This is a genomic window from Paenisporosarcina antarctica, from assembly GCF_004367585.1.
Lineage (GTDB): Bacteria > Bacillota > Bacilli > Bacillales_A > Planococcaceae > Paenisporosarcina > Paenisporosarcina antarctica.
This window is the reverse complement of the sequence record NZ_CP038015.1, coordinates 2,753,440-2,776,660: the sequence shown is the minus strand read 5'-3', so window position 1 is coordinate 2,776,660 and position 23,221 is coordinate 2,753,440. Positions and strand designations below refer to the sequence as shown.

Annotated in this window: 24 protein-coding genes; 21 read left to right on the top strand and 3 right to left on the bottom strand. The window is 38.6% G+C overall.

Annotated elements, in window-relative coordinates; genetic code table 11:
* The first annotated feature begins 115 nt into the window (after positions 1 to 115).
* The 16 genes from atpF to E2636_RS13365 all read left to right on the top strand — a co-directional run bounded on the left by atpF (position 116) and on the right by E2636_RS13365 (position 13,562).
* Positions 116 to 646 (top strand): F0F1 ATP synthase subunit B, encoded by a 531-nt coding sequence (atpF, locus tag E2636_RS13440; RefSeq protein WP_134210655.1) that lies wholly within the window; start codon positions 116 to 118, stop codon positions 644 to 646.
* The gene (locus E2636_RS13435; RefSeq protein WP_134210654.1) at positions 643 to 1,179 is read left to right on the top strand and encodes a F0F1 ATP synthase subunit delta; all 537 of its coding nucleotides are present in this window, start codon (positions 643 to 645) and stop codon (positions 1,177 to 1,179) included. Before atpF ends, E2636_RS13435 begins: the two co-directional genes overlap by 4 nt.
* Before the next feature lie 27 nt (positions 1,180 to 1,206).
* Complete coding sequence (gene atpA / locus E2636_RS13430) at positions 1,207 to 2,715, top strand: F0F1 ATP synthase subunit alpha (RefSeq protein WP_134210653.1); 1,509 nt, start codon at positions 1,207 to 1,209, stop codon at positions 2,713 to 2,715.
* Between the two features lie 42 nt (positions 2,716 to 2,757).
* A complete protein-coding gene (gene atpG, locus E2636_RS13425; protein WP_134210652.1) occupies positions 2,758 to 3,621 on the top strand; it encodes an ATP synthase F1 subunit gamma in 864 nt (287 codons plus the stop codon).
* Between the two features lie 30 nt (positions 3,622 to 3,651).
* Entirely contained in the window at positions 3,652 to 5,067 is a 1,416-nt protein-coding gene (gene atpD / locus E2636_RS13420) for a F0F1 ATP synthase subunit beta (RefSeq protein ID WP_134210651.1), read from the top strand.
* 24 nt (positions 5,068 to 5,091) lie between these two features.
* Complete coding sequence (locus tag E2636_RS13415) at positions 5,092 to 5,499, top strand: F0F1 ATP synthase subunit epsilon (RefSeq protein WP_134210650.1); 408 nt, start codon at positions 5,092 to 5,094, stop codon at positions 5,497 to 5,499.
* 143 nt (positions 5,500 to 5,642) lie between these two features.
* Positions 5,643 to 5,879 carry a DUF1146 family protein gene (locus tag E2636_RS13410; protein WP_134210649.1) on the top strand — a complete coding sequence of 79 codons (237 nt, stop codon included), beginning with the start codon at positions 5,643 to 5,645 and terminating at the stop codon, positions 5,877 to 5,879.
* A 372-nt stretch (positions 5,880 to 6,251) separates the two neighbouring features.
* Positions 6,252 to 7,550, top strand: a complete 1,299-nt coding sequence (murA, locus tag E2636_RS13405; RefSeq protein ID WP_134210648.1) for a UDP-N-acetylglucosamine 1-carboxyvinyltransferase — start codon at positions 6,252 to 6,254, stop codon at positions 7,548 to 7,550.
* A gap of 937 nt (positions 7,551 to 8,487) precedes the next feature.
* Positions 8,488 to 9,420 carry a stage II sporulation protein D gene (spoIID, locus tag E2636_RS13400; RefSeq protein ID WP_134210647.1) on the top strand — a complete coding sequence of 311 codons (933 nt, stop codon included), beginning with the start codon at positions 8,488 to 8,490 and terminating at the stop codon, positions 9,418 to 9,420.
* Between the two features lie 35 nt (positions 9,421 to 9,455).
* A complete protein-coding gene (locus E2636_RS13395) occupies positions 9,456 to 10,121 on the top strand; it encodes a M23 family metallopeptidase (RefSeq protein WP_134210646.1) in 666 nt (221 codons plus the stop codon).
* A gap of 55 nt (positions 10,122 to 10,176) precedes the next feature.
* On the top strand, positions 10,177 to 10,449 hold the full coding sequence (locus tag E2636_RS13390) for a sporulation transcriptional regulator SpoIIID (RefSeq protein ID WP_017382197.1): 273 nt from the start codon (positions 10,177 to 10,179) through the stop codon (positions 10,447 to 10,449).
* Positions 10,450 to 10,597: 148 nt separating this feature from the next.
* Positions 10,598 to 11,587: a rod shape-determining protein gene (gene mreB / locus E2636_RS13385; protein WP_134210645.1), complete on the top strand. Its 990-nt coding sequence runs from the start codon at positions 10,598 to 10,600 to the stop codon at positions 11,585 to 11,587.
* A 54-nt stretch (positions 11,588 to 11,641) separates the two neighbouring features.
* The gene (locus E2636_RS13380; protein ID WP_134210644.1) at positions 11,642 to 11,935 is read left to right on the top strand and encodes a DNA-directed RNA polymerase subunit beta; all 294 of its coding nucleotides are present in this window, start codon (positions 11,642 to 11,644) and stop codon (positions 11,933 to 11,935) included.
* Positions 11,936 to 11,953: 18 nt separating this feature from the next.
* Positions 11,954 to 12,397: a 3-hydroxyacyl-ACP dehydratase FabZ gene (gene fabZ / locus E2636_RS13375; protein ID WP_026045756.1), complete on the top strand. Its 444-nt coding sequence runs from the start codon at positions 11,954 to 11,956 to the stop codon at positions 12,395 to 12,397.
* A 230-nt stretch (positions 12,398 to 12,627) separates the two neighbouring features.
* A complete protein-coding gene (locus E2636_RS13370) occupies positions 12,628 to 12,894 on the top strand; it encodes a hypothetical protein (protein WP_134210643.1) in 267 nt (88 codons plus the stop codon).
* Positions 12,895 to 13,316: 422 nt separating this feature from the next.
* Positions 13,317 to 13,562, top strand: coding sequence for a hypothetical protein (locus tag E2636_RS13365; protein ID WP_134210642.1), 246 nt, complete (start codon positions 13,317 to 13,319; stop codon positions 13,560 to 13,562).
* Between the two features lie 37 nt (positions 13,563 to 13,599).
* Here E2636_RS13365 and E2636_RS13360 read toward each other — a convergent pair whose 3' ends face one another.
* The gene (locus tag E2636_RS13360) at positions 13,600 to 14,037 is read right to left on the bottom strand and encodes a YwpF family protein (protein WP_134210641.1); all 438 of its coding nucleotides are present in this window, start codon (positions 14,035 to 14,037) and stop codon (positions 13,600 to 13,602) included.
* Between the two features lie 265 nt (positions 14,038 to 14,302).
* Here E2636_RS13360 and E2636_RS13355 point away from each other — a divergent pair, with 265 nt between their 5' ends.
* The 5 genes from E2636_RS13355 (at position 14,303) to E2636_RS13335 (ending at position 18,109) form a co-directional block, all read left to right on the top strand.
* Positions 14,303 to 14,722 carry a single-stranded DNA-binding protein gene (locus E2636_RS13355; protein WP_134210640.1) on the top strand — a complete coding sequence of 140 codons (420 nt, stop codon included), beginning with the start codon at positions 14,303 to 14,305 and terminating at the stop codon, positions 14,720 to 14,722.
* Between the two features lie 85 nt (positions 14,723 to 14,807).
* Entirely contained in the window at positions 14,808 to 14,948 is a 141-nt protein-coding gene (locus E2636_RS19035; protein WP_017382205.1) for a hypothetical protein, read from the top strand.
* A 655-nt stretch (positions 14,949 to 15,603) separates the two neighbouring features.
* Positions 15,604 to 16,362: an iron-sulfur cluster repair di-iron protein gene (ric, locus tag E2636_RS13345; RefSeq protein ID WP_134210639.1), complete on the top strand. Its 759-nt coding sequence runs from the start codon at positions 15,604 to 15,606 to the stop codon at positions 16,360 to 16,362.
* Positions 16,363 to 16,428: 66 nt separating this feature from the next.
* Complete coding sequence (locus tag E2636_RS13340; RefSeq protein WP_243840647.1) at positions 16,429 to 16,995, top strand: hemerythrin domain-containing protein; 567 nt, start codon at positions 16,429 to 16,431, stop codon at positions 16,993 to 16,995.
* 160 nt (positions 16,996 to 17,155) lie between these two features.
* Positions 17,156 to 18,109, top strand: coding sequence for an NAD(P)H-dependent flavin oxidoreductase (locus E2636_RS13335; protein WP_134210638.1), 954 nt, complete (start codon positions 17,156 to 17,158; stop codon positions 18,107 to 18,109).
* Positions 18,110 to 18,734: 625 nt separating this feature from the next.
* Here the strand turns inward: E2636_RS13335 and E2636_RS13330 are convergent.
* Together E2636_RS13330 and E2636_RS13325 are read right to left on the bottom strand one after the other, a co-directional pair.
* Entirely contained in the window at positions 18,735 to 21,464 is a 2,730-nt protein-coding gene (locus tag E2636_RS13330) for a DEAD/DEAH box helicase (protein ID WP_134210637.1), read from the bottom strand.
* Positions 21,461 to 23,020 (bottom strand): hypothetical protein, encoded by a 1,560-nt coding sequence (locus E2636_RS13325; RefSeq protein ID WP_243840780.1) that lies wholly within the window; start codon positions 23,018 to 23,020, stop codon positions 21,461 to 21,463. The genes E2636_RS13330 and E2636_RS13325 overlap by 4 nt, the downstream gene beginning before the upstream one ends.
* Between the last annotated feature and the right edge of the window lie 201 nt (positions 23,021 to 23,221).

Genomic DNA, 23,221 nt, shown 5'->3' with positions numbered 1-23,221 from the left:
GTATTCTTCGCCATTAATTTTTGAGAAGTAAACATCTTTGAGATACTTATTATTCAATAAATCAAATTTTTAGCATCACACATAGAATAAAGTTCTGGAAGGGAGTGAAACAATCGTGTTTTTAGACTACCTAGTACTGAATGCCACTGAAGGTGAAGTGGCTTTGCTGAACACTGGTGACATCTTTACTACCTTAATTATTTTCATCATTTTGATGCTATTGCTGAAGAAATTCGCATGGGGTCCATTGATGGGCATAATGACACAACGTGAAGAATTAATTGCGAATGAAATCGAAGCAGCTGAAAATAGCCGCATAGAGTCAGGTAAATTATTAGAACAACAAAATAGTTTATTAAAAGTAGCACGAACGGAAGCACAAGCGATTGTTGAAAACGCTAAGAAACAAGGCGAAGTACAACGTGGAGAAATTGTCACTGTTGCACGCGCTGAAGCGAATCGCATGAAAGAATCAGCTGTCCGTGAGATTGAAACAGAGAAAGAAAAAGCAATAGCAGCAGTACGTGGGCAAGTTGTTTCTCTATCTGTACTTGCCGCATCTAAAGTTCTTGGAAAACAAATTTCTGAGGAAGATAACCGTGCGTTAATAGAAGAAACGATTGCGAAGGCAGGCGATGTAGGATGAGTCAATCAACTACAGCAAAACCTTACGCCCTTGCGTTATTTCAACTAGCACAAGAGCATAACCAACTAACTCACGTAGAAGAAGATTTACGTGAAGTAAAAGTTGTCTTTAAAGAAAATCCGGATTTGTCAGTATTGCTCGCTTCACCAAAGCTTTCTTTAGATCGTAAAAAAGAAATAATTCGTGAATTGTTCAGTAATGCCAATCCATTTATCGTAAACACACTACAATTATTAATTGACAATAAACGTATTAACGAAACGGTAGCAGTAGTTACTGAGTTTGAAGAACTTTCAAACGCAGCTCAAGGTATTGTAGATGCGAAAGTATTTTCAACACGACCTTTAACAGATGCTGAGCGTGAAGCGATTTCAACTGCATTTGCTAGCAAAGTAGGGAAAAAAGCTTTACGTATTGAGAATGAAATCGATCCATCGTTACTTGGTGGAATTCGTTTACAAATTGGTAACCGTATTTTCGATAACAGTGTTAGTGCGAAGTTAGAACGCTTGAAAAAAGAACTAATTGGTTAAAATTATGAAATGGAAGAGGTGACATACATGGGCATCAAAGCTGAAGAAATCAGTGTCTTGATAAAGCAGCAGATTGAAAATTATCAATCTGAGATGAAAGTTAGCGATGTGGGTACAGTTATCCAAATTGGTGACGGTATCGCTCGTGCTCATGGTCTCGACAACGTCATGGCTGGAGAGTTAATAGAATTCTCTACCGGTGTTATGGGTATGGCACAAAACTTAGAAGCTAACAATGTAGGTATCGTTATTCTAGGACCATATGCAGATATCAAAGAAGGCGATGAAGTACGTCGTACAGGCCGTATTATGGAAGTACCAGTTGGACAAGAATTGATTGGCCGCGTTGTCAATCCACTTGGTCAACCAGTTGATGGCTTAGGCCCAATCAACACAACGAAAAGACGTCCAATCGAAAGCCCAGCACAAGGTGTTATGGCCCGTAAATCGGTTCATGAGCCATTGCAAACGGGTATCAAAGCGATTGATGCATTAGTACCAATCGGCCGTGGTCAACGTGAGTTAATCATCGGTGACCGTCAAACAGGTAAAACATCTGTTGCAATTGATACAATTTTAAATCAAGCTGACCAAAACATGATTTGTATATACGTAGCAATCGGTCAAAAAGAATCGACTGTTCGTAACGTAGTTGAAACGCTTCGTAAAAACGGCGCATTAGAATACACAATCGTTGTTACAGCTTCAGCATCACAACCAGCTCCACTATTATTCCTAGCACCATATACAGGAATAACTATGGCTGAAGAGTTCATGTTCGAAGGCAAGCACGTATTGGTTGTTTATGATGATTTATCTAAACAAGCTGCTGCTTACCGCGAACTTTCATTATTACTTCGTCGTCCTCCAGGCCGTGAAGCATATCCAGGGGATGTATTCTACCTACACAGCCGTTTATTAGAACGCGCTGCTAAGTTGAATGAAACACTGGGAGCAGGTTCAATTACAGCTCTTCCATTCGTTGAAACACAAGCTGGAGATATCTCTGCTTACATTCCAACGAACGTAATTTCGATTACAGATGGACAGATCTTCTTGCAATCTGATTTATTCTTCTCAGGTGTTCGTCCAGCAATTAACGCAGGTTTATCTGTATCACGTGTTGGTGGTTCAGCTCAAATTAAAGCAATGAAAAAAGTTGCGGGTACACTTCGTCTTGACTTAGCTGCATTCCGTGAACTTGAAGCATTCTCTCAATTCGGTTCTGACCTTGATAAAGTTACACAAGGGAAACTTAACCGTGGCGTACGTACAGTAGAAGTATTGAAACAAGGCTTGAACAAACCGCTTAAGGTTGAAAAACAAGTTATTATTCTTTACGCTCTAACACGTGGTCACTTAGATGAAATCCCAGTTCAAGATATCGTTCGCTTTGAGAGCGAATTGCACAGCTGGTTAGATTCAAACCACACAAACGTTTTAGATCACATCCGTACAACAAAAGATCTTCCTGCTGACGAAGACTTAGTAAACGCGATCTCAGCGTTTAAAAAGACATTTGCAAAATCAGAGTAATCTTTTTGGATGAATAAAAAACGATAAGGTGGTGAATTACCAGTGGCATCATTACGCGACATAAAAGGCCGAATAACATCAACAAAGCAAACGAGTCAAATTACAAGGGCAATGCAAATGGTGTCGGCTTCTAAATTGAACCGTGCAGAATTGAATGCGAAATCATTCGTTCCGTACATGGCGAAAATCCAGGAAGTCGTAACAGCAATTGCATCAGGTACACAAGATAGTGGACATCCAATGTTAACTTATCGTCCTGTAGCGAAAACTGCATACCTAGTCATTACATCTGACCGTGGACTTGCAGGTGCTTACAACAGTAACGCTTTACGTGCTGTGACGAACGCTATTAAAGAACGTCACACATCAAGCGACCAATATGTAATATTTGCAATTGGACGTATTGGACTTGAATATTTCACGAAACGCGGACTTACAGTTATTGAAAGCATGATCGCTTTACCTGACCAACCTTCATTTGCTGATATTAAGGAAATTGCGCGCAAAGCTGTTGGTATGTTCACAGAAGGTACGTATGATGAACTTTATATGTACTACAACCACTATGTTAGCGCCATTCTACAAGAAGTTACAGAGAAAAAGGTGCTACCGTTAACGGACATCGCTAAATCTAGTGCAACTGCAACTGCTTCATATGAATTCGAGCCTTCAGCCGATGCCATTCTTGAAGTGTTACTTCCACAATATGCAGAAAGCTTAATTTACGGTGCTTTACTAGACGGCAAAGCAAGTGAACATGCTGCACGTATGACAGCAATGCAAAGTGCAACTGATAACGCAAGTGAATTAATTAGCTCATTAACATTACAATATAACCGTGCACGTCAAGCTGCAATTACCCAAGAAATTACGGAAATCGTTGGCGGCGTAGCGGCTCTAGAATAGAATTAGTAAGTTAGATAGGAGGGAACTACTATGAACAAAGGACACGTTCTTCAAGTAATGGGTCCCGTTGTTGACGTAAAGTTTGACAACGGCCACTTACCTGCAATTTATAATGCATTGACAGTTACGATCGAACGTCCAAACCAAGCACCAACTAAGTTAACTCTTGAAGTTGCGTTACACCTTGGTGACGACTCTGTCCGTACCGTAGCTATGTCATCTACAGATGGCTTAAAGCGTGGTACGGAAGTTACAGATGCTGGTTCGGCAATTACCGTTCCAGTTGGTGACATCACTCTAGGTCGTGTATTTAACGTACTTGGTGAAATAATTGACTTAGGCGAAGAAATTCCGGTTGAAAATCGTCGTGATCCAATTCATCGTCTAGCACCAACGTTTGATGAACTTTCAACTGAAATTGAAATTCTTGAAACGGGTATCAAAGTAGTAGACTTATTAGCTCCTTACATTAAAGGTGGTAAAATCGGTTTATTCGGTGGTGCCGGTGTAGGTAAAACTGTTTTAATCCAAGAATTAATTAACAACATCGCACAAGAGCACGGTGGTATTTCGGTATTCGCTGGTGTTGGAGAGCGTACGCGTGAAGGAAATGACTTATACCACGAGATGAGCGATTCTGGCGTAATCAAGAAAACAGCATTAGTATTTGGACAAATGAACGAGCCGCCAGGTGCACGTATGCGTGTTGCTTTGACTGCTTTGACAATGGCTGAATATTTCCGTGATGACCAAGGTGCTGATGTACTATTGTTCATTGATAACATTTACCGTTACACTCAAGCAGGTTCTGAGGTTTCAGCCTTACTAGGTCGTATGCCATCAGCAGTTGGTTACCAACCAACACTTGCTACAGAAATGGGTCAATTGCAAGAGCGTATTACGTCTACAAACCTAGGTTCAGTAACATCTATTCAAGCGATTTACGTACCTGCGGATGATTACACGGATCCAGCTCCTGCAACAACATTTGCTCACTTAGATGCAACAACAAACTTAGAACGTAAACTATCTGAAATGGGTATTTACCCAGCAGTAGATCCTTTGGCTTCAACTTCACGTGCATTGTCACCTGAAATCGTTGGCGAAGAGCACTACTCAGTAGCTCGTCAAGTTCAATCAACTTTACAACGTTACAAAGCACTTCAAGATATCATTGCGATTCTTGGTATGGATGAGTTATCTGATGAAGACAAGCAAACGGTTAACCGAGCGCGTCGTATTCAGTTCTACTTATCTCAAAACTTTAACGTAGCAGAGCAATTTACTGGTCAAAAAGGTTCATACGTTCCTGTAAAAGAAACGGTTCAAGGATTCAAACAAATTCTTGAAGGCAAATATGACCACTTACCTGAAGATGCTTTCCGTTTAGTTGGACGCATTGAAGAAGTTGTTGCTAAAGCTAAAAGTTTAGGCGTTGAAGTTTAATAACAGGGACCAGGAGGGGAAAAAATGAAGACCATAAAAGTCAATATTGTCACTCCCGACGGCCCAGTATACGATTCTGAAGTCAACATGATCATTGCTAACACAGTAACCGGTGAAATCGGTGTTTTACCTGGACACATACCAATGGTTGCTCCACTTGAAATGGGCGCCATTCGTTTGAAAAAAGACGGACAAACAGACATCGTCGCAGTAAGCGGTGGTTTCCTCGAAATCCGACCAGACCAAGTATCGATCTTAGCTCAAGCAGCTGAAGTCTCACAAGACATCGACTTAATCCGAGCTAAAGAAGCAGTGAAACGTGCTGAAGAACGTCTGAATTTAACTAAAAAAGACGACGTCGATTTCAAACGTGCGGAACTTGCATTGAAACGCGCGATGAATCGTATCAACGTTTATGAGGGTAACATCTAAAAAAATAGGGCGAGTCGATGAGAGCAACTCTCTTCGACTCGCTTTTTTATTGAGCATCTAGTATTGAATTCATATAATCATGATAATCGAACTCCCAAAGATTGATTGTGTGTAACAACTTAACTTTGAAAGGAGTCAATCCTATGTACAACCAAATTGGGCAACAAGCACTCGTAGGCGTTTTATCACATGCCTTCTTTATTGGCATTACTTTCTTTGCATTACGTGCAGTTATGTTAGAAAAAGTCGTGAAAAAAAACCATGTTTTTCAGGTGCAAGTTTTATATATTCTAGTAAGTATTGCTATTGGCGCATCAGTGTCTAACTTTTTCTTATCGATGTCCGGTTGGTCAAGACAATTGCCTTACATATTTTCGTGATTCGTTCTCTTTGTGCCCATAAAGATGAATGTTTCGTAGCTATGGCCATGGAGAGAATAAAATATTCCCCGGGAAATAAATTGTCGAAGTATGTTTTAAGTCTATTAAAATAGGGAAATGTAAATGTAGTCACTTAAGGATTAAGAGTTTGAAAGAGTTTCATTTTTGACCCACACAAAGCACTCGGAATTAACGTATTATATAAGACCATTCTTTGTAATAAATCTTTTTTAAAATGAGTGTATCGTTACTTGTGTAATACACAAAATGACTGTAACATAAGTAATGTTTTATTCCTTATAACTGACATCATACGATATAAATCGACACACATAGAGTAAAATCATAATAGAGAATTTGGAGGGTCATGTTTTGGAAAAAATTGTTGTAAAAGGCGGACACAAGTTAATTGGTAAAGTACGAGTAGAGGGTGCTAAAAATGCGGTATTACCGGTTTTAGCAGGAGCTCTATTAGCCACGAAAGGCAAGAACATTATTCGTGATGTAGCAAACTTAGCGGATGTTTATACGATTAATGAAGTATTAAAAAGTCTGGGAGCTACAGTTGAATATTTCCCAGAAAAAAATGAAGTCATCATTGATTCATCATCAACGTTGTCAAGTGAAGCCGAATTTGAATATGTGAGTAAAATGCGTGCATCTATATTAGTAATGGGACCAATCTTAGCGCGTAATGGCTTTGCTAGAGTTTCACTTCCAGGTGGCTGTGCCATTGGGTCACGTCCAATTGATCAGCATTTAAAAGGATTTAAAGCGATGGGAGCGGAAATTTCGTTCGGTCACGGATATGTTGAAGCAAAAATTGATGGTCGTTTAAAAGGTGCTAAAATCTATTTAGACTTCCCTAGTGTTGGCGCAACAGAAAATATTATGTCTGCTGCAGCACTTGCAGAAGGTACGACATTTATTGAAAATGCAGCTAGAGAGCCAGAAATTGTCGATTTAGCAAACTTCATAAACGAAATGGGTGGCCGAGTTATCGGTGCAGGAACGGACACAATTCGTATTGAAGGTGTTTACGAACTTGAAGGTACACTCCACCATATTATTCCTGATCGCATAGAAGCAGGTACATTTATGGTAGCGGCAGCTATCACAAAAGGTGATGTAACAATCGTGAACGCAATTCCTGAACATATGACAGCACTTATTGCTAAAATGAAGGAAATGGGCGTTCATATTAATGAAGAAGAAGACGGACTTCGTATTCGTGTAGATAAAACATTGAAATCTGTTGATATTAAAACAATGCCTCACCCGGGTTTCCCTACTGATATGCAATCTCAAGTAATGGCATTGATGTTAACGGCTACAGGTAATGGTATGATAACTGAAACTGTCTTTGAAAACCGCTTTATGCATGTGGAAGAATTGCGTCGCATGAACGGTAACATCAAAATTGATGGCCGATCAGTAATTATGCAAGGACCATCTAACCTTCAAGGTGCAGAAGTGGCAGCAACTGATTTACGTGCAGCAGCAGCATTAATCTTAGCTGGTTTAGCTTCAGAAGGCGTAACACGTGTGACTGAGCTTTATCATTTAGATCGTGGTTATGTGAATTTCCACTTGAAATTAGCAGCACTTGGTGCAGATATTGAACGTGTTTCAACTGAATCATCTGATGAGGTAGTAATGCAAACAGTTTAATGTCCTTATACTATCCTATTCCAAAACCCTTCATCTTATACCTAGATGAAGGGTTTTTTTGAATTAAAGCAAGTATCTTGTCGATTGATAGTTCAGTTGTAAAAATGATGGATCACGGTATCCCTGCCTCAGTAATTGTCGGGTATTGAAATATACTATCTCTTGTCGAGCGAAGGCTCAGTTGTAATTATGAGGAGTTACGTTGTAATTATTGAAGGTGAAGTTGTAAAAAAGTGAGTTCACGTTGTAAAAATTGAGCGTCACGTTGTAATAGTGAAATAATGGAAACGATATCCATCACTTCTTGTCACAAAAATAGCTGGCGGAGGCATCCGGCAGTACAAATCAAGATTTCGTACCTAAATAGTAGAAAGGATGAAGTGATTCATGGCCACGCCGCAGTGATTGGCGGGTTTTGCTGGGAGGGAAAGAGCTAAAATGCTTTTGTTTTCGCTACGCTCCTGTGGGAATTCACATGCCGATGTTGTCCTCAAATCGATGGGGAATTGTGTTTGAAAAGCGACTGAATGAGTGAAAAACACAGCTTTACAAATTTCCAGACTGTGGGTTTGCGGACTGCAGATACTTCAAAATGAGTAGAAATCGGTCGAAATTGTATTTTCATCTGTTTTACAAGGAACTAGGTTTATTCTCTAGATAAACCAAACTTAAAGTCCTGTACACGTGAAGGTTATAGGAGAGCGACGGACGAACAATCCGCCGCGAGATTGCCTATAGAACGATTGATGCAATAATTGACAACGTCACTTCTTGCTTCGAATTCATGCTCTAGGTTATATTTGCAGCAAGATTGCCGGCTATGGCGATTTGGAAACCAAGGTTTTAATTATAGTAGGTAATTTTTAAAACAGGGTTGTGAAAATCTATTCGAGTTCAGTCAATCATAAAGTGGGCGTTATTTTCATACAATCAGTTCATGAGATACCTAGCCGTTATAATTGTATGTCTCGCATTATTTCTCCTGCCACTGGAATTAATAAAAAAGATACCAAAGCAACAACAGCAAGTACCAAAATCTGAATCTAAAACCGAAACCGCTATTGCGTGTGATCCCGTAATGATTCGTGTTGAAGGGCTTGCTGAGCCTCTTCCATTAGAAGAATACATTGCAGGTGTAGTTCAAGCGGAAATGCCGTCTACGTTTCAGTTAGAGGCTTTAAAAGCACAAGCCATTGCAGCTCGCACATTTGCACTCAAAACAACAAACTTCGGAGCAACTTCTATTAAACCAACGACTTCACATCAAGCGTTCCTTTCCCCTAGCGAACGTAAACCTCCTCTAAATATCACACAAGCAGTCACCCAAACAGCTTCTAAAATTATTACGTACAATAATGAACCCATTACGGCGATGTTCTTTTCAACCAGTAACGGAATGACGGAAAGCGCAGAAGGATATAGTGGCAATGAAATTCCTTATTTGATTTCAACGGACAGTAAAGGAGATACAATTTCTCCTAAGTTTAACCAGTCAAAATCATTTACATTGAAAGAATGGAACGATGCATTTGGCTTTACTTGGACAGCTGATCACTTCAAAAAGATGGTATTGACAGAAAATAAATCACAACGAATTCAACAAATGACTACTACACAACACGAATGGACAGGCCGTGAAATTCGAGAAGTTTTAGGGCTCCCGTCAACAGATTTTGAAATTGATACATCCAACCCTAATCTCATTACCGTAGCAACGAAAGGATACGGGCATGGGGTAGGGATGAGTCAATACGGGGCTAACGCAATGGCACAGGAAGGAAGCAAGGTGGAATCGATCTTAAAGCACTATTATCCAAAGACAGAAATAAAAAATTTCCAATCTATTCAATCTGCATGTTTAAAAAATTAAATCGCTGACAACACTAGCAACAAGAGGTGATGAATATGCGAGAGGAAAAATCTAATAATCCTTCTCTAGTAAAAATCAAGAGTAAAAAGAACAAGTGGCTTTGGCCGTCAATCTACGTTGGGTTTTCGCTATTATTTGTAGGCATGATTTGGGGTTATAATGCGTTTGTCGGCCCAGAGAGTGATGTCGCAGATTCTGGTCTAGTAATAAATCCAAATGGTGAAGAAGCGAAAGTTCCTGTAACAGCTCAAAAAGAGAACATGAAATTCCCATTTGATGAAGCAATGCTTGATCAAATGACGATTTTACAAGATTTCTATGACACTGAAGCTTCTAAAGAATCGCAAGAGAACTCTCTTCTTGTATTCAACCAAACTTACGAAACAAATAGCGGTGTTTCAATTTCGATTGAAGGTCAACCGTTTGAAGTCGTATCTGCCATGAGTGGAACAGTAAAAGAAGTTAATCTAGATCCATTTATTGGTGACGAGATTATTGTTGAACATGAAAATGGGTATCTCACAGTTTATCGTTCCGTCACTGAAATTTTAGTGAAAACTGGCGATGTTGTGAAACAAGGGCAAGCTATGGCAACCTCAACTGAAAATGAATTTAACCCAACAGCGGGCATTCATTTACAATTCGAAGTTTTTGATGATAAAGGCGAAGTTATGAATCCACGAACGTACTTAGCGTTCTAATTTCAAAGTTTAAGGCATACGGTATAAGAATCGTTCGGTACGGAAGGATGCGGACTTGCACGAACAGATCCGGAAACGTTGCCTTGACCTTGGTGAATTAGTGCAGGAAACTGGCTTGACAGTACGCGCGGTTGCAAAGAAATCGGGCTACTCGAAAAGCACAGTGCACAAAGATTTAACAGAACGCTTAAAACTAGTGAATGAACCACTGGCCAAAGAAGTAAGTGAAATTCTCGCTTATCATAAATCTATCCGACATATTAGAGGCGGGGAAGCGACGAAACAAATGTGGAAGAAAAAAGTAGTACAACCAGAAAAGACGCCATGACGTTAGACACGTCATGGCGTCTTTTCCACGTGAAAAAAGATGTAATTAGAAGTTCTATATGATAGAATTGTCAGTTAGTAGAGACAAAAGAATACCGTTAATATTCACTAAATATAAGAGATATATATAGGAAGGGGAAACATGGTCCATGTTTGCAAAAGATATTGGAATTGACCTTGGAACGGCAAATATTTTAATACACGTAAAAGGCAAGGGAATCGTTTTAAACGAACCTTCTGTTGTAGCATTGGACCGTAAAACGAGACGAGTTCTTGCAGTCGGGGAAGATGCTTACAAAATGGTAGGGCGTACTCCAGGGAATATTGAAGTGGTTCGTCCACTTAAAGAAGGAGTCATTGCTGATTTTGATGTCACTGAAATGATGTTAAAGTACTTTATAAATAAATTAAATGTCAAAGGATATTTTTCCAAGCCGCGAATTTTAATTTGTTGTCCAACAAATATTACAAGTGTGGAACAAAAAGCGATACGTGAAGCAGCCGAAAAATCTGGTGGCAAGAAGATTTACTTGGAAGAAGAGCCAAAAGTAGCAGCGATTGGTGCAGGGATGGATATTTTCCAACCAAGTGGCAATATGATTATTGACATTGGTGGAGGCACAACTGATATTGCAGTCCTTTCGATGGGCGACATTGTCACTTCTGAATCGATTAAAGTTGCCGGAGATGTTTTCAATAATGACATTTTACAGTACATAAAACGACATTATAAATTATTAATTGGTGAACGTACATCTGAAAATATTAAAATCACAATCGGTACAGCCTTCTCAGATGGACGCAATGAAGAAATGGAAATCCGTGGTCGTGATATGATAACAGGTCTTCCACGCACGATTACGATACGTTCTCCAGAAATAGAAGAATGTATGCGTGAATCCATCGCATTGATCTTACAAGCAGCGAGAAACGTCTTAGAACAAACACCGCCTGAACTTTCTGCTGACATTATTGACCGTGGTGTTATTTTAACAGGTGGAGGCGCATTGATGCATGGCATTGATTCATTGCTTGCAGAAGCGTTAAAAGTTCCTGTATTAATTGCAGATGAGCCAATGAATTGTGTGGTTATTGGGACAGGTATTTTACTTAATAATATTGGGAAAGTTTCAACATGATTTTAAACGATAAACAGACATCTATGTATTGATATATGATAAGGAGAACGGCGAATGACAAATGATGTAAAAGACCAACAACAAGAGAATACGCCAACGCCTTCAAAGCGACAACAGCACAAAGCTGAAAAAGCCAAAGTTAAGGATGAAAAGAAAACATGGTGGGTTCAAATCCGTCTTTTCCCGATTTGGCTTCGCATCATTCTCATAGTAGCACTGGTCATTGGAGCAATGGCAGCAGGATTGATGATTGGCTATGGATACGTTGGAGACGGCGAACCTAAAGATGCCCTCAAATGGGAAACATGGCAACATATTTTGGATATTTTAAATGGCAAAGAGTCATAATTGGAGGAACTTAACATGATATTATCAGCTCAACAAATTCAAGCGATATTACCACATCGTTACCCGTTCTTATTAGTAGATCGAATCACGGAAATAGAAGATGGCAAGCGTGCTGTTGGATTAAAAAACGTCTCAATTAATGAAGATTTTTTTAACGGACATTTTCCTGGATACCCAGTTATGCCAGGTGTATTAATAATTGAAGCACTAGCTCAAGTAGGTGGAGTAGCTTTATTAAATAAAGAAGAAAATAAAGGACGTCTGGCTTTCTTAACAGGCGTTGATAATTGCCGTTTCAAACGTCAAGTAGTACCTGGTGATCAGCTTCGTCTAGAAGTGGAGTTTACTAAAATTCGTGGCGCAATGGGCAAAGGACATGCTATCGCTACAGTTGACGGCGAAATCGCTTGCGAAACCGATATTTTATTTGCACTAGGACCAATTGTTGAAAAAGCAGAATAAATTTCAATTGAACTTCTTTGTAATTTGCAATCCATTTGTGGGAACAATCCATATTAAATGTGCAATTTTTAAATACATTGTAATATGGGTGTAAGCGGGAATCATCATACATCGAAAACATTTTGAATGAAAAACAAAGATATTATCGGATAGTTCTTTCCTTTCTCGGGCAACATAATGTGAATCACACTGCTGTGTGGTAAACAATGCCAGAAAGGAGGAACTTTTTTATGTGGAAAAAAACATTGATCGGATTAGGTTTAGGTGCTTTAGTACTTTCGGGATGTAACATGAGAGACGACGAACCGGGAGTTGACGAAACCCCTATGGAAGATGTCCGTGAAGAAACAAGAGATGTAGTTCCAGGTACAAGTCCAACGACAGAAGACCAAAATCGTGATGAGGATAAAGACATGACGGAAGACAGAAATACGCCAGAAGAAGAAATATTAGAAGATGACATGGATGCGCGTGACGCAGATGACATGGACCGATAAATAAAAAAAGCACAACAGGAAGCACACTTTAGCTCGACTCCGACTATAGAAGCAATGAATCGAAAACCTGTTTTCGAATGAGTTTCTCTAAGGCTAATTGCACAACATCGTGTTGTTTACCCTTATGACCCAGGTACTGTGGGCCCAAGCGGAGGTGCGCGGAATTAACTTGAAGAAGTCGTGGCGCAATGGGCAAAGGACATGCTATCGTGACGGCGAAATCGTTATTTTATTTGCACTAGAACCAATTTTTCTTACAAACCATTTGAAGGAATAGTAAAGATATAAATAGCATCTTACGTTCCATTTCATTTTGAATGAAAAACAAAGATATTATCGGATAGTTCTCTTCTTTCTCGGGCAACATAATGTGAATCACACCGCTGTGTGGTAAACAATGCCAGAAAGGAGGGAACTTTTTTATGTGGAAAAAAACAATGGTCGTATTAGGTTTAAGTGCTTTAGTACTTTCGGGATGTAATATGAGAGACGACGTACCGGGAGTTAACGAAACTCCTATGGAAGATTATCGTGAAGAAACAAGAGATGTAGTTCCGGGTACTGATGAAAGAACTAACTTACCTGATGAAACAAGAGACATAGATGGTAATGAAGGTATGAATGATCGAGGGACAGAACCAATTGCACCAGGAGATGAAATGAGATAACTTAGCCTATACTTTTAGTGAAATAAAAAAGACTCGGCTAAACTTTCGCCGAGTCTTTTTCTAATTGAGGACGCTTACGCATACCTTCTTCAAATTGAATAACAAGTGCGTCCCCTGATAATCCATGTGAGATTAGTTCAGTTAGCAGTTGTTCTGCATACTTACGACGAGCACGTTTTAATGTTCCTTTAAACAACACTGAAACATAATCGCCTATTTTTTTGACCTCATAGACAATTACTTCAAAGCTCGCTGGTTCGTTTTCAGGATATGAAATGACGACTTTTACTTCCATCAAGTCACCTGAAACTCTATGATCTTCAAAAAGATCACTATTAGTATTATCTACATACATCTCTAAAGTCCAAGATCGGTGGCTGTTTTCTTGATTAATAATGATACCATCTATCAGAGGAATTGAGATATTTTGGTCCCCTAGAACAGCTGTCATGGATAGCATTTTAAATGTTTTCAATAAGCGCACACCCTCTCCGCGAAGTCTATATGAACTAATTATAACACAAAGTATAAAAATCTTTGAAATGTGGTCAAAATTGAATTTTAGCATAAGCAGGTATAGCCTACAGCGATATAGGTTTATATGGTTTTTGTGAAAATAAAGCACATTAAAAATCGAATTATTCCCGCCTGAAAAGTGGTCAAAATAAATTTTTTGCGATTTGCACACAATTTAATGTTATTTGTACAATAAATTCAATACCAAGAAAGGAGGGGGATAAATGAATCAAGTTGGGATGATTGGGCGCATGACAAAAAATCCTGTACTTCGAAGCTTGTCAGAAGGAAGAGTCCAAGCAAGTTTCGTCTTAGCCGTACAACGTACTTATAAAAACGCAAAAGCAGATGATGCGGATTTTGTGTTATGTACGGTATGGGGAAAACTAGCTGAACACACTGTCAAGTATTGTGGTAAAGGCTCACTCGTTGGAATCAGTGGACATATCCATTCAAGGTCCTATCAAAAAGAAGATGGCACTCGCGTCTTTGTAACAGAAGTGATCGTCGACGAAGTTCAGTTTTTACAAACAAAACCTAAAACAGAAGAATCTTCTGAAGGTACTTTTGTTAATAAAGAATCGAAAGCTAAAGACGACTTTATTTTTACAGACGAAGAGCATAAAGAATTACCTGTTGTGTAAATCCAAAAGCCTCGGTAGACCGCACCGTAGGCTAATACACAAAATCTTGAATCACTCGAATCCAAGAGAAAGGAATTCACCCAATATGAAAGAATTGCCTGATCATTTCATTCGAATGGAATTACATATGGAGCAACTAATTCGTATGATAGCTAATTTGAATGAGCGAATCCAAGTACTCGAACACAAACACACAGAATCAACTTTAAGATTAGTAGGCAAATAGTTTTACAATTGATTGACAAGAGAGGAAACCGGTCGCGTGAAGCACGGCCGGTTCTTGTACATAAGTAGTACTATTATCAAATTAGTTAAAGTAATGCCACTCACATTAAATGTGTCAGGATGAGGAATTGACAATGTCTCGGCCGGAAACCTCAGACGACTGAGTGTCGTAAATCCTTCTTTCTCTTCAAATTGAAAACGTAAAGGTTTAGATCATGATCATTAATTAGAAGCATTGCTTCCGTTGGTTGTAAATTGTTAAAAGTTTCGAAAATCACTTTATGTTTCAATTGTTGGTGGGTACTCCGTTGCGTTAACAGTGCTTGTAAATGTTGTCGAATATTTATCCTCCTGAATTTTTATTAGGCTGACAAGTCCCATTGTATTGAAATAAAAATATAGACACGATGATTTGTATCACATATATAGATTTTTATTAATGATAAAGTTTAAAAAAAGGAAGGTGACATTAAAGGAGTTATAGAAAATTAGATGAAACACCCGTAACCAATCTTTTATCAATCTTTACCCCACAGAATTACCAGGCGTGTGTGTTCCACATTGCGTAAAGCAAGGGGAGAATTTGGCGTTATAAATGCAAATTCAAATAGGTTTTAATAATTATAAAGGAAGTGATTTATCTCACGTGAGGCTTAATGGATTTAATTTATAATCAATATAGAAAACGGAAGGGAAAGATTTCAGTGGAGAATTCAGTTGATAATAGATTTAATGGATCTGATTCTATAGGAGAAATTGTGGCTAATTATCCTGGTGCTAGCAAATTATTTAAAGAAAAGCGCATTGATTTTTGTTGCGGTGGAGATCGTCCATTAAGTGCAGTGCTTTTACAGCAGAATATTGAGGCGAAGTCATTTATTGAAAAACTTAATCAGATGAATGCTCAAGCAAATAAAGGCACAAATCATGATGTAAATTGGTTGGAAGTGTCTAATATGGACTTGATTGATCACGTAGTAACTACACATCATATTTATCTGAAAAAAGAACTTCCACTTTTAAGCGTGTTCGTTTACAAAATTCTAAGAATCCATGGAGCAAATCACAGAGAGTTGTCAAAACTCCATGAGTTATTTAATTTAATGAAAATAGAGATAGATCAGCATTTGATTGAAGAAGAAGAGAATGTTTTTCCAATCATTAGAGAATATGAATTGAATTCCTCTCCTCGAATATATAACCAAATATCAAATTCAATTTTTATCCTCGAAGCTGATCACAGTGGTATTGGGGACTTTCTTAATGAAATGCGAGTTGTTACCCATGATTATGCACTGCCTCCGGAAGCCTGCAGAACTTACACGCTAACGTATCAAAAGTTAGAAGAATTAGAAGCTGATATGTTCCAACATATTCATCTTGAAAATAATATTTTGTTTCCTCGTTTTACATAACGAAGTACTAACTTGAAATAACATGAAATAAGAGCTTGCTCAAGCAATACCTTAGGAGATAAATCAATGACAAAAAAATTCACAGGATGTGGGAGTATGAGTACGATGCAAACTCCAACCAATAGTTATGAAGGAAAGTTGTGTCCTGCACTTGAACAATTGAAAGAGGAACATATATCTATTCGTGAAAAAATGAATCTATTTCATGATTTTGCAAAGAGTATTGATTCGAACAGCAATGAAGGAAACTATAATTCTTTATTAATAGAATTACAGGGTAAAGTAATTGATTTCACAGATGAACTTGAGCCGCATTCGATACGGGAGGAAAATGTGTTATTCCCCTTGATGGCTGAACATATAGGCAAAAATACAGGTCCGATAGTCGTAATGGAATACGAACATGAGCAGGCCAAGAAAAACTTAAATAGCTTTATGGATTCAATGAAAAAGTCAAACCTTATTGTTGATTATAATGAAGCTAAAACGAAAATCGCTTTTTTAAATGATGCTTATACAATTCTGACGGATCATTTTATGAAGGAAGAATTAGTTCTGTTCCCTATGGCTGAACAAATGTTATCAGCTCAGGAAAAAGAACAACTCACTCTGCAAATAAAAGAAATAGTATGATTTGATTTTGACTGAACAAATATCGCGCCATCTATTACGGGCGAGATATTTGTATCAGTCAGATTAATTTGAATTTTGAATAACTTTGAACTCTTTACAGAAGTTAAGATTCATGCGATGAGTCAAAAAATTGCACATATCATTAGGAGGGTAATATTTTATGAGCATTCCAAAAATGATCATTGAACATATGACACCAAAAATACCAGTCATGCAAGGTGGAATGGGTGTCAGAGTTTCTTTAAGCGGATTAGCAGCCGCTGTAGCAAATGCTGGTGGTATAGGTACTATTTCTGGCACGGGTATTTCAATCGATATATTAAGAGAACATATTCGCAAAGCAAGAGAACTCACTAATGGAAAAGGTTATATTGGCGTTAACGTATTGTTTGCTATGAATGATTTTGCCGAAACAATCAAAGCAGCTATGGAAGAAAAAGTTGATTTTATCATATCTGGTGCTGGATTTTCACGAGATATGTATACCTGGGGTAAAGAGTATGGTGTGCCTGTCATCTCGATTGTCTCATCAGCTAAATTTGCTAAACTAGCCGAACGACTTGGAGCTTCAGCTGTTGTAGTGGAAGGTTTTGAAGCGGGTGGACATCTTGGTACGGAAAGACCGTTATTTGATATTCTTCCAGAAGTTATAGAAGCTGTAAAAATACCAGTGATAGCGGCTGGCGGTATTCTGCATGGTGCTGATATAGACAAAGCAATTCAAATGGGTGCTGCAGGTGTACAAATGGGCACAAGATTTGTAGCGAGTGATGAATGCGATGCACATTCAAATTTTAAACAAATGTATTTGGATTGTAATGAAGGAGAAACGGTCCTTGTGAAAACTACTGTAGGACTGGAAGGACGCGCAATAAAAAATAAATTTACCGACCTGATTTATGGAAATAAAAAAGTTAAGATTAAAAAATGCTACGACTGTCTTAAAAGTTGCGATTATCGTTTTTGCACACTAGATTCCTTAAAAAACTCAGTTGATGGAGACGTCGATAACGGCTTAGTATTTGCTGGTTCAAGAGTTCATGAAATTAAGGAAATATTCTCGGTACAAAAGATCATGGATAATCTGATGAAAGAATATGAACTGTGTAAATAAATAAGGTTTTACGGGTTCTCTTTGGACAACAAATCCACTGTAACTATGACCTAGGGAATCTGAGAAAAGTACGAAGTGACGTTATGTCACTTCGTACTTTTTTTATAGTCAATTTAACCAAACTATAAAAACTTAAAGAAAGTAAAAAGAGGTTGTACAATATAACGTTGGTGAAATAAAATCTCCTTCTCGATAAAACAGGAGAAAGGGATGGAATTTCACTAATGTCATTTTTTTATAAATATCTATGAAACTGAAAAAAGGCTAATACACGCTGATTTCCGTTCCGTGGGGCGTACGGTGAGGAGGCGGTGGCCGTGCCCGCGGAAAGCGTCCATCTCTGTTTCTGTTTCTGCATCGCTTTGCTAGCTTCGAAACATGAAGGTGAGCTGCATCGCTTTGCTAGCTTCGAAACATAAAAGTGCGCTGGAAAGCAAAGCAATAAGGATACTTGACTAATCGTAAGAAAAGACTGCTTTAAAAATTCATTTTTACTGACTTTCTGGACAGTCCCGCAGCAAATAAATAAATCAATTATAGCCGACTAAAATTCTTCAGCAATGTCATTTGAAAAAGAACCCAGAAAAGCACCTGTCGGCAATGCGACAGGTGCTCAAAATAAATATTATCCTAAAGTTAAAAGTTCCTTTAGATCTTCATCTGCCATTTCCGTAATCCATTTACTTGATTGAATTAAGTCTTCGGATAATGCTTGCTTATCGGCAAGCAACTTATCGATTTTTTCTTCAATCGTACCAATCGTCACAAACTTATGCACATGCACAAAACGTGTTTGACCAATGCGATATGCACGGTCGGTCGCTTGATTTTCGACGGCAGGGTTCCACCAACGATCGGCATGCAAGACATGGTTAGCAGCTGTTAAATTAAGTCCCGTTCCGCCAGCTTTCAACGACAAAATAAACACAGGGAATTCTTTTTCTTGGAACGCTTCAACTAAATTGTCGCGCTGCGCTTTTGGCATACTTCCTGATAAAAATGGTGGATCAATGTCGTGTAACTCACTTAAACAATGTTGTAATAGGTGACCCATTCCGATGTACTGGGTGAAAATGAGACATTGCTCACCACGAGCCGCAATTTCAGCTGCAAGTGTTACAATGCGCGCTAATTTTTCAGAACGCTCCATCATATACTCCGCTTCACCAAACCCCTCTTTTAAATAAAGGGCTGGATGATTACACAGTTGTTTCAGCTTGGTTAACATTTTTAAGATAAGTCCTTTTTTCTCAAAACCTGTTAATGTTTCGAGCTTGAACAGCGTTTCTTGAATCAAGCTTTCGTAAAGCGCCGCTTGCTCAGTCGTTAACGGGCAATACTCGCGCTGCTCTTGTTTATCTGGAAGATTTAACAGCAACTCTGGATCTTGTTTTGTACGTCTTAATAAGAAAGGACGGATTTTTGTACGCAATTTTTGCTTGTGATTTTCAGAATCATCACGCTCAATCGGTGCAATATAGTTTTCTTGGAACTTCCGGAAACTACCTAAATATCCTTTGTAAATGAAGTCGAAAATGGCCCATAACTCAGACAATCGATTTTCAACTGGCGTTCCTGTTAATGCTAAATGGTGTTCACCACATAATTTACGAATGGCACGGCTTTGTTTTGTATGCATATTTTTAATATTTTGGGCTTCGTCAAGCGTCACACTTGACCACTCGATTTCACTTAAAGATTCAGCATCTTGTGAAGCCGTACCAAACGTGGTTAACACTACATCTGGTTTTATATTTTCAAGAAAGGCAGCTGTGGATTCTTCTTTTGAACGTGTTTGGCCATAATGCACATGAACATCTAAGTCAGGTGCAAAATGCGCCAACTCTTTTTGCCAGTTTCCTAAAACAGATGTTGGGCAAATGATGAACGATGGCTTGTTCGTTTTATTGGTCCGGTGCACATGTAGTAAATAGGCAATCAACTGTACAGTCTTTCCGAGCCCCATATCATCCGCTAAACAAACGCCAAATCCTTGCTCACGCATAAATACGAGCCAATCAAATCCTTCTTGTTGATAAGGACGTAGCTCTGTTAACAGGTGAGGAGACACAATGGTTGTAGGTAATTCTTTTTTATCTTGAAGCTGTTCCAAATACTTCTTCAGAGATTGATTTAGCTCGAATTGGAATAACGGATCATCTTCATCTTCGCTATCTTCCCCTTGTACCAATGCATCTGGCAACTCACGAAATAGCAATTCTTTGACGGTCCAGTTTTCGGTTTCCGTTTGATCCATTAATTGACGAATCTCATGCATCCAGTTTGAATCAATACGGAACCACTCATTTCCAGCACGAATGTATTCACGATTTTCTTCAACCATTTGTTTGAATTGATCTTCTGAAATGGCTTGACCGTTTAAGGAGAAATTCCAATCGAACGTCAAGATTTCATTCAATCCGGCAGTCGTTTTAAATGAAGTGGTATTCGCATTCGATTTGACACGAAGTTTTGAGTCCTTCACGACTTTTAACCAAGCAGGCAAAATGACTTCAAAACCAAGTGCTTGCAACCGGGCAGCATCATCACGTAAGAAGTGACGAACATCCAAATCGCTTAAATTACGGGATAAAAAAGATTCTGGACTCGCTTCAATATTCATCAAGTCGAGTATTTGGGTTTGCGTCTCATAAACATAAGGTGCGTGAATTTTCCATTTATCCGGTAAAGCATCTGAAATTGATGATTGCTTCTTTCGAACAGGCGGTGTCCAGTGCGAAGAACTTCTCTTCCCACGAACAACTGTTTCAAGAAGCCAATCATCTGGAAAAGATTCAGGTTCGGACAAACGGAGTGCCACGTTGACATCTGCATTTCCACTCTGTGGTTGTAAGGGCCATCCACCTTGTTTGAAAAAGGGCAGGAGTGTTGGAATATCCGAAAACGTTAAACCGGCACTGTATAGCTTTTGTTGGATAGCAGAAGTAAGCATTGCTTGTGCCTCATCACTTACATCCTCTGCATGAAGGACTAGCGACTCGTCTTCAATACTAAGTTGATCCCACAGCGTAGGGGAACTCCACAAACTTGAGGCTTGCTGAATTGTTGAAATGGTTACATCATCTTCTTGTGCTCTCCCACTAACATGTACATAAGGATGTATATTGGATTGAGAAAAAAGTTCCACTAGCTCTAATGTTTGAAAGCGAGTTTCTTCATCGTGATGCAAACCATAAAAAGATGATTCATGTTGAAAGGAAATAAACGAAATCCATTGTTCGGTAAATAACCGCATACCATCATCGTTATAGGCATGTACGGTCGTAAAACCATCATCCATTTGTTCGAATGACAGAATTAGGTTTTTCATAAAAGGCGATACACTGGAAGTCATAATGGCAAGTTTCCTTTCTGTATCTCCTCTTGGAGAGCACGTAAGCGTTTATATTTTAGTTGTACTTCGTTCACGTAGTCATTCCAATAATCGGTTTTGCCACTTTTCTTAGCAGCTGATTTCATTTTTTTCCAAATACGAACGGCCTGTTTATAATTATGGCGATTTCGTTCACGCACTTCACTGACCGCAAGAACATGATAAAAAGGCAATACCGTTTCAGGTGCTTCCTGTAACACGGTCTTCATGCCACAAGACTCCGCATAATCAAGTGTTGACTCAAAGCGGTGATGCAGAGCAACCCAGTCTTTAAAACGGCTTTGTTCAATTAAGAAATCTGAATAGGCGCGTACACCAAACGTTCCAAATTGCCAAAAAAGTTGTTCGCGTTCCGCGTCTGGAATGTCAATAAATTTGTACAACTCATATAATTTGGATACGAACAAAGAACGGTTCCAAGCAGACAAATGACTATTTACATAATCAAAAATATGTGGACGCATCGCATACAAAATAGTTGTTAATGAGGTTAAATCATCTTGTTCTTTTGCTAGCTTGGCTAGGTGCATCCATTCAGGCATATTGCTAGCATGAACTTTTTGTGTAATGAGTTGTAATTCATCCTTTTTCTTAAGCAACACACAGAAGAATGCCCGGAATAAGTCGTTATTAAAACCTATTAATTCATTTAAGTAAGAAAATTCTTCTTCACGACGGGTTTTTTCTGAAAATAAAATAACCCAAAATGCATGTAGCAAATTGAAACGAAGATCAAACATTGCTTCAAAATCGTAGACGATATAACGTACATGCAAAACGAGCGCATCATAAAAAGCATCCGCTGCGAACAAACGTGGTTTATTCGAAAGATTCAACAACTGATGTTGCATTTCTTCAATATCCGCTTGAATCGAGGAACGAAACATACTTTCGTTTAGCTCTTCAGTGGATTCAAACAATAAGCGTATTAACATCGTACGTGTATATATATCGTAAATAGGCTGCCATTCGCGTTCAAAAGGCCTATACTTCTTTAGTTTTTGCTTCATTTGCATAATTGAGTTGTCGATATAATAACGCTCTTTCCAAGACCAATCAGCCGAAACTGCATTAAACGCCGATTGAACAATTGCGTTCCAACTTTCAGGCGTACGTTCATTTGAAAGCAGAGAAAGTTGCTCTGTCTTTTTCGAACGCCATTCTTGAACCCACTCAGATAAAGAAAATTTTTGCATATATAAACTAAAAATGACAGCTAAACTGTGACGGCATAGACGATTTTCAGGACAATTACACTTCACTTGCTCATCAAGTAAATAAATAGTGACAATGACAGGAGTAACATCCTGAACTTTTGCTGTTAATACATGTTCGTAAGGATCATACGAAAGCGTACTTACTATCCCATTACGTACAGAGAAGGATGCGCGACGTACAAGCTCTTCATCTTCTTTAATAGACGGGTTCAGGTCATCAGAAATAGTCTCCATCCATTGTTGGATATGAGTTTGGTAACGTACGGCAATATTAAATAATGAATGGCTCAACAGTAACATCTCCAAAAAAAAAGGTTTCCTTTCATTATACGGCTTTTTGTACAAAACCGTAAGCGAAAGGAAACAATTAAGATAGTAAATGAAGATAATCTGTCAAAAATACATTTAATTTTTAAAATTAACATAGTAAACAGGATCAAAATTATTGACGTTTACGTGACCTAGATCTCGATGGGGTAATTAATTCAACATCTCTTTAGA

Bases quoted from the DNA above. Each gene is read 5' to 3' on its own strand.
- E2636_RS19035 (WP_017382205.1), top strand. From the start codon at position 14,808: ATGAAAGAATTGCCTGATCATTTCATTCGAATGGAATTACATATGGAG.
- E2636_RS13415 (WP_134210650.1), top strand. From the start codon at position 5,092: ATGAAGACCATAAAAGTCAATATTGTCACTCCCGACGGCCCAGTATAC.
- atpA (WP_134210653.1), top strand. From the start codon at position 1,207: ATGGGCATCAAAGCTGAAGAAATCAGTGTCTTGATAAAGCAGCAGATT.
- E2636_RS13330 (WP_134210637.1), bottom strand. From the start codon at position 21,464: ATGACTTCCAGTGTATCGCCTTTTATGAAAAACCTAATTCTGTCATTC.
- E2636_RS13410 (WP_134210649.1), top strand. From the start codon at position 5,643: ATGTACAACCAAATTGGGCAACAAGCACTCGTAGGCGTTTTATCACAT.
- E2636_RS13370 (WP_134210643.1), top strand. From the start codon at position 12,628: ATGTGGAAAAAAACATTGATCGGATTAGGTTTAGGTGCTTTAGTACTT.
- E2636_RS13395 (WP_134210646.1), top strand. From the start codon at position 9,456: ATGCGAGAGGAAAAATCTAATAATCCTTCTCTAGTAAAAATCAAGAGT.
- mreB (WP_134210645.1), top strand. From the start codon at position 10,598: ATGTTTGCAAAAGATATTGGAATTGACCTTGGAACGGCAAATATTTTA.
- E2636_RS13325 (WP_243840780.1), bottom strand. From the start codon at position 23,020: ATGTTACTGTTGAGCCATTCATTATTTAATATTGCCGTACGTTACCAA.
- atpD (WP_134210651.1), top strand. From the start codon at position 3,652: ATGAACAAAGGACACGTTCTTCAAGTAATGGGTCCCGTTGTTGACGTA.
- E2636_RS13365 (WP_134210642.1), top strand. From the start codon at position 13,317: ATGTGGAAAAAAACAATGGTCGTATTAGGTTTAAGTGCTTTAGTACTT.
- E2636_RS13435 (WP_134210654.1), top strand. From the start codon at position 643: ATGAGTCAATCAACTACAGCAAAACCTTACGCCCTTGCGTTATTTCAA.
- E2636_RS13355 (WP_134210640.1), top strand. From the start codon at position 14,303: ATGAATCAAGTTGGGATGATTGGGCGCATGACAAAAAATCCTGTACTT.
- ric (WP_134210639.1), top strand. From the start codon at position 15,604: ATGGATTTAATTTATAATCAATATAGAAAACGGAAGGGAAAGATTTCA.
- E2636_RS13340 (WP_243840647.1), top strand. From the start codon at position 16,429: ATGACAAAAAAATTCACAGGATGTGGGAGTATGAGTACGATGCAAACT.
- E2636_RS13335 (WP_134210638.1), top strand. From the start codon at position 17,156: ATGAGCATTCCAAAAATGATCATTGAACATATGACACCAAAAATACCA.
- E2636_RS13380 (WP_134210644.1), top strand. From the start codon at position 11,642: ATGACAAATGATGTAAAAGACCAACAACAAGAGAATACGCCAACGCCT.
- spoIID (WP_134210647.1), top strand. From the start codon at position 8,488: ATGAGATACCTAGCCGTTATAATTGTATGTCTCGCATTATTTCTCCTG.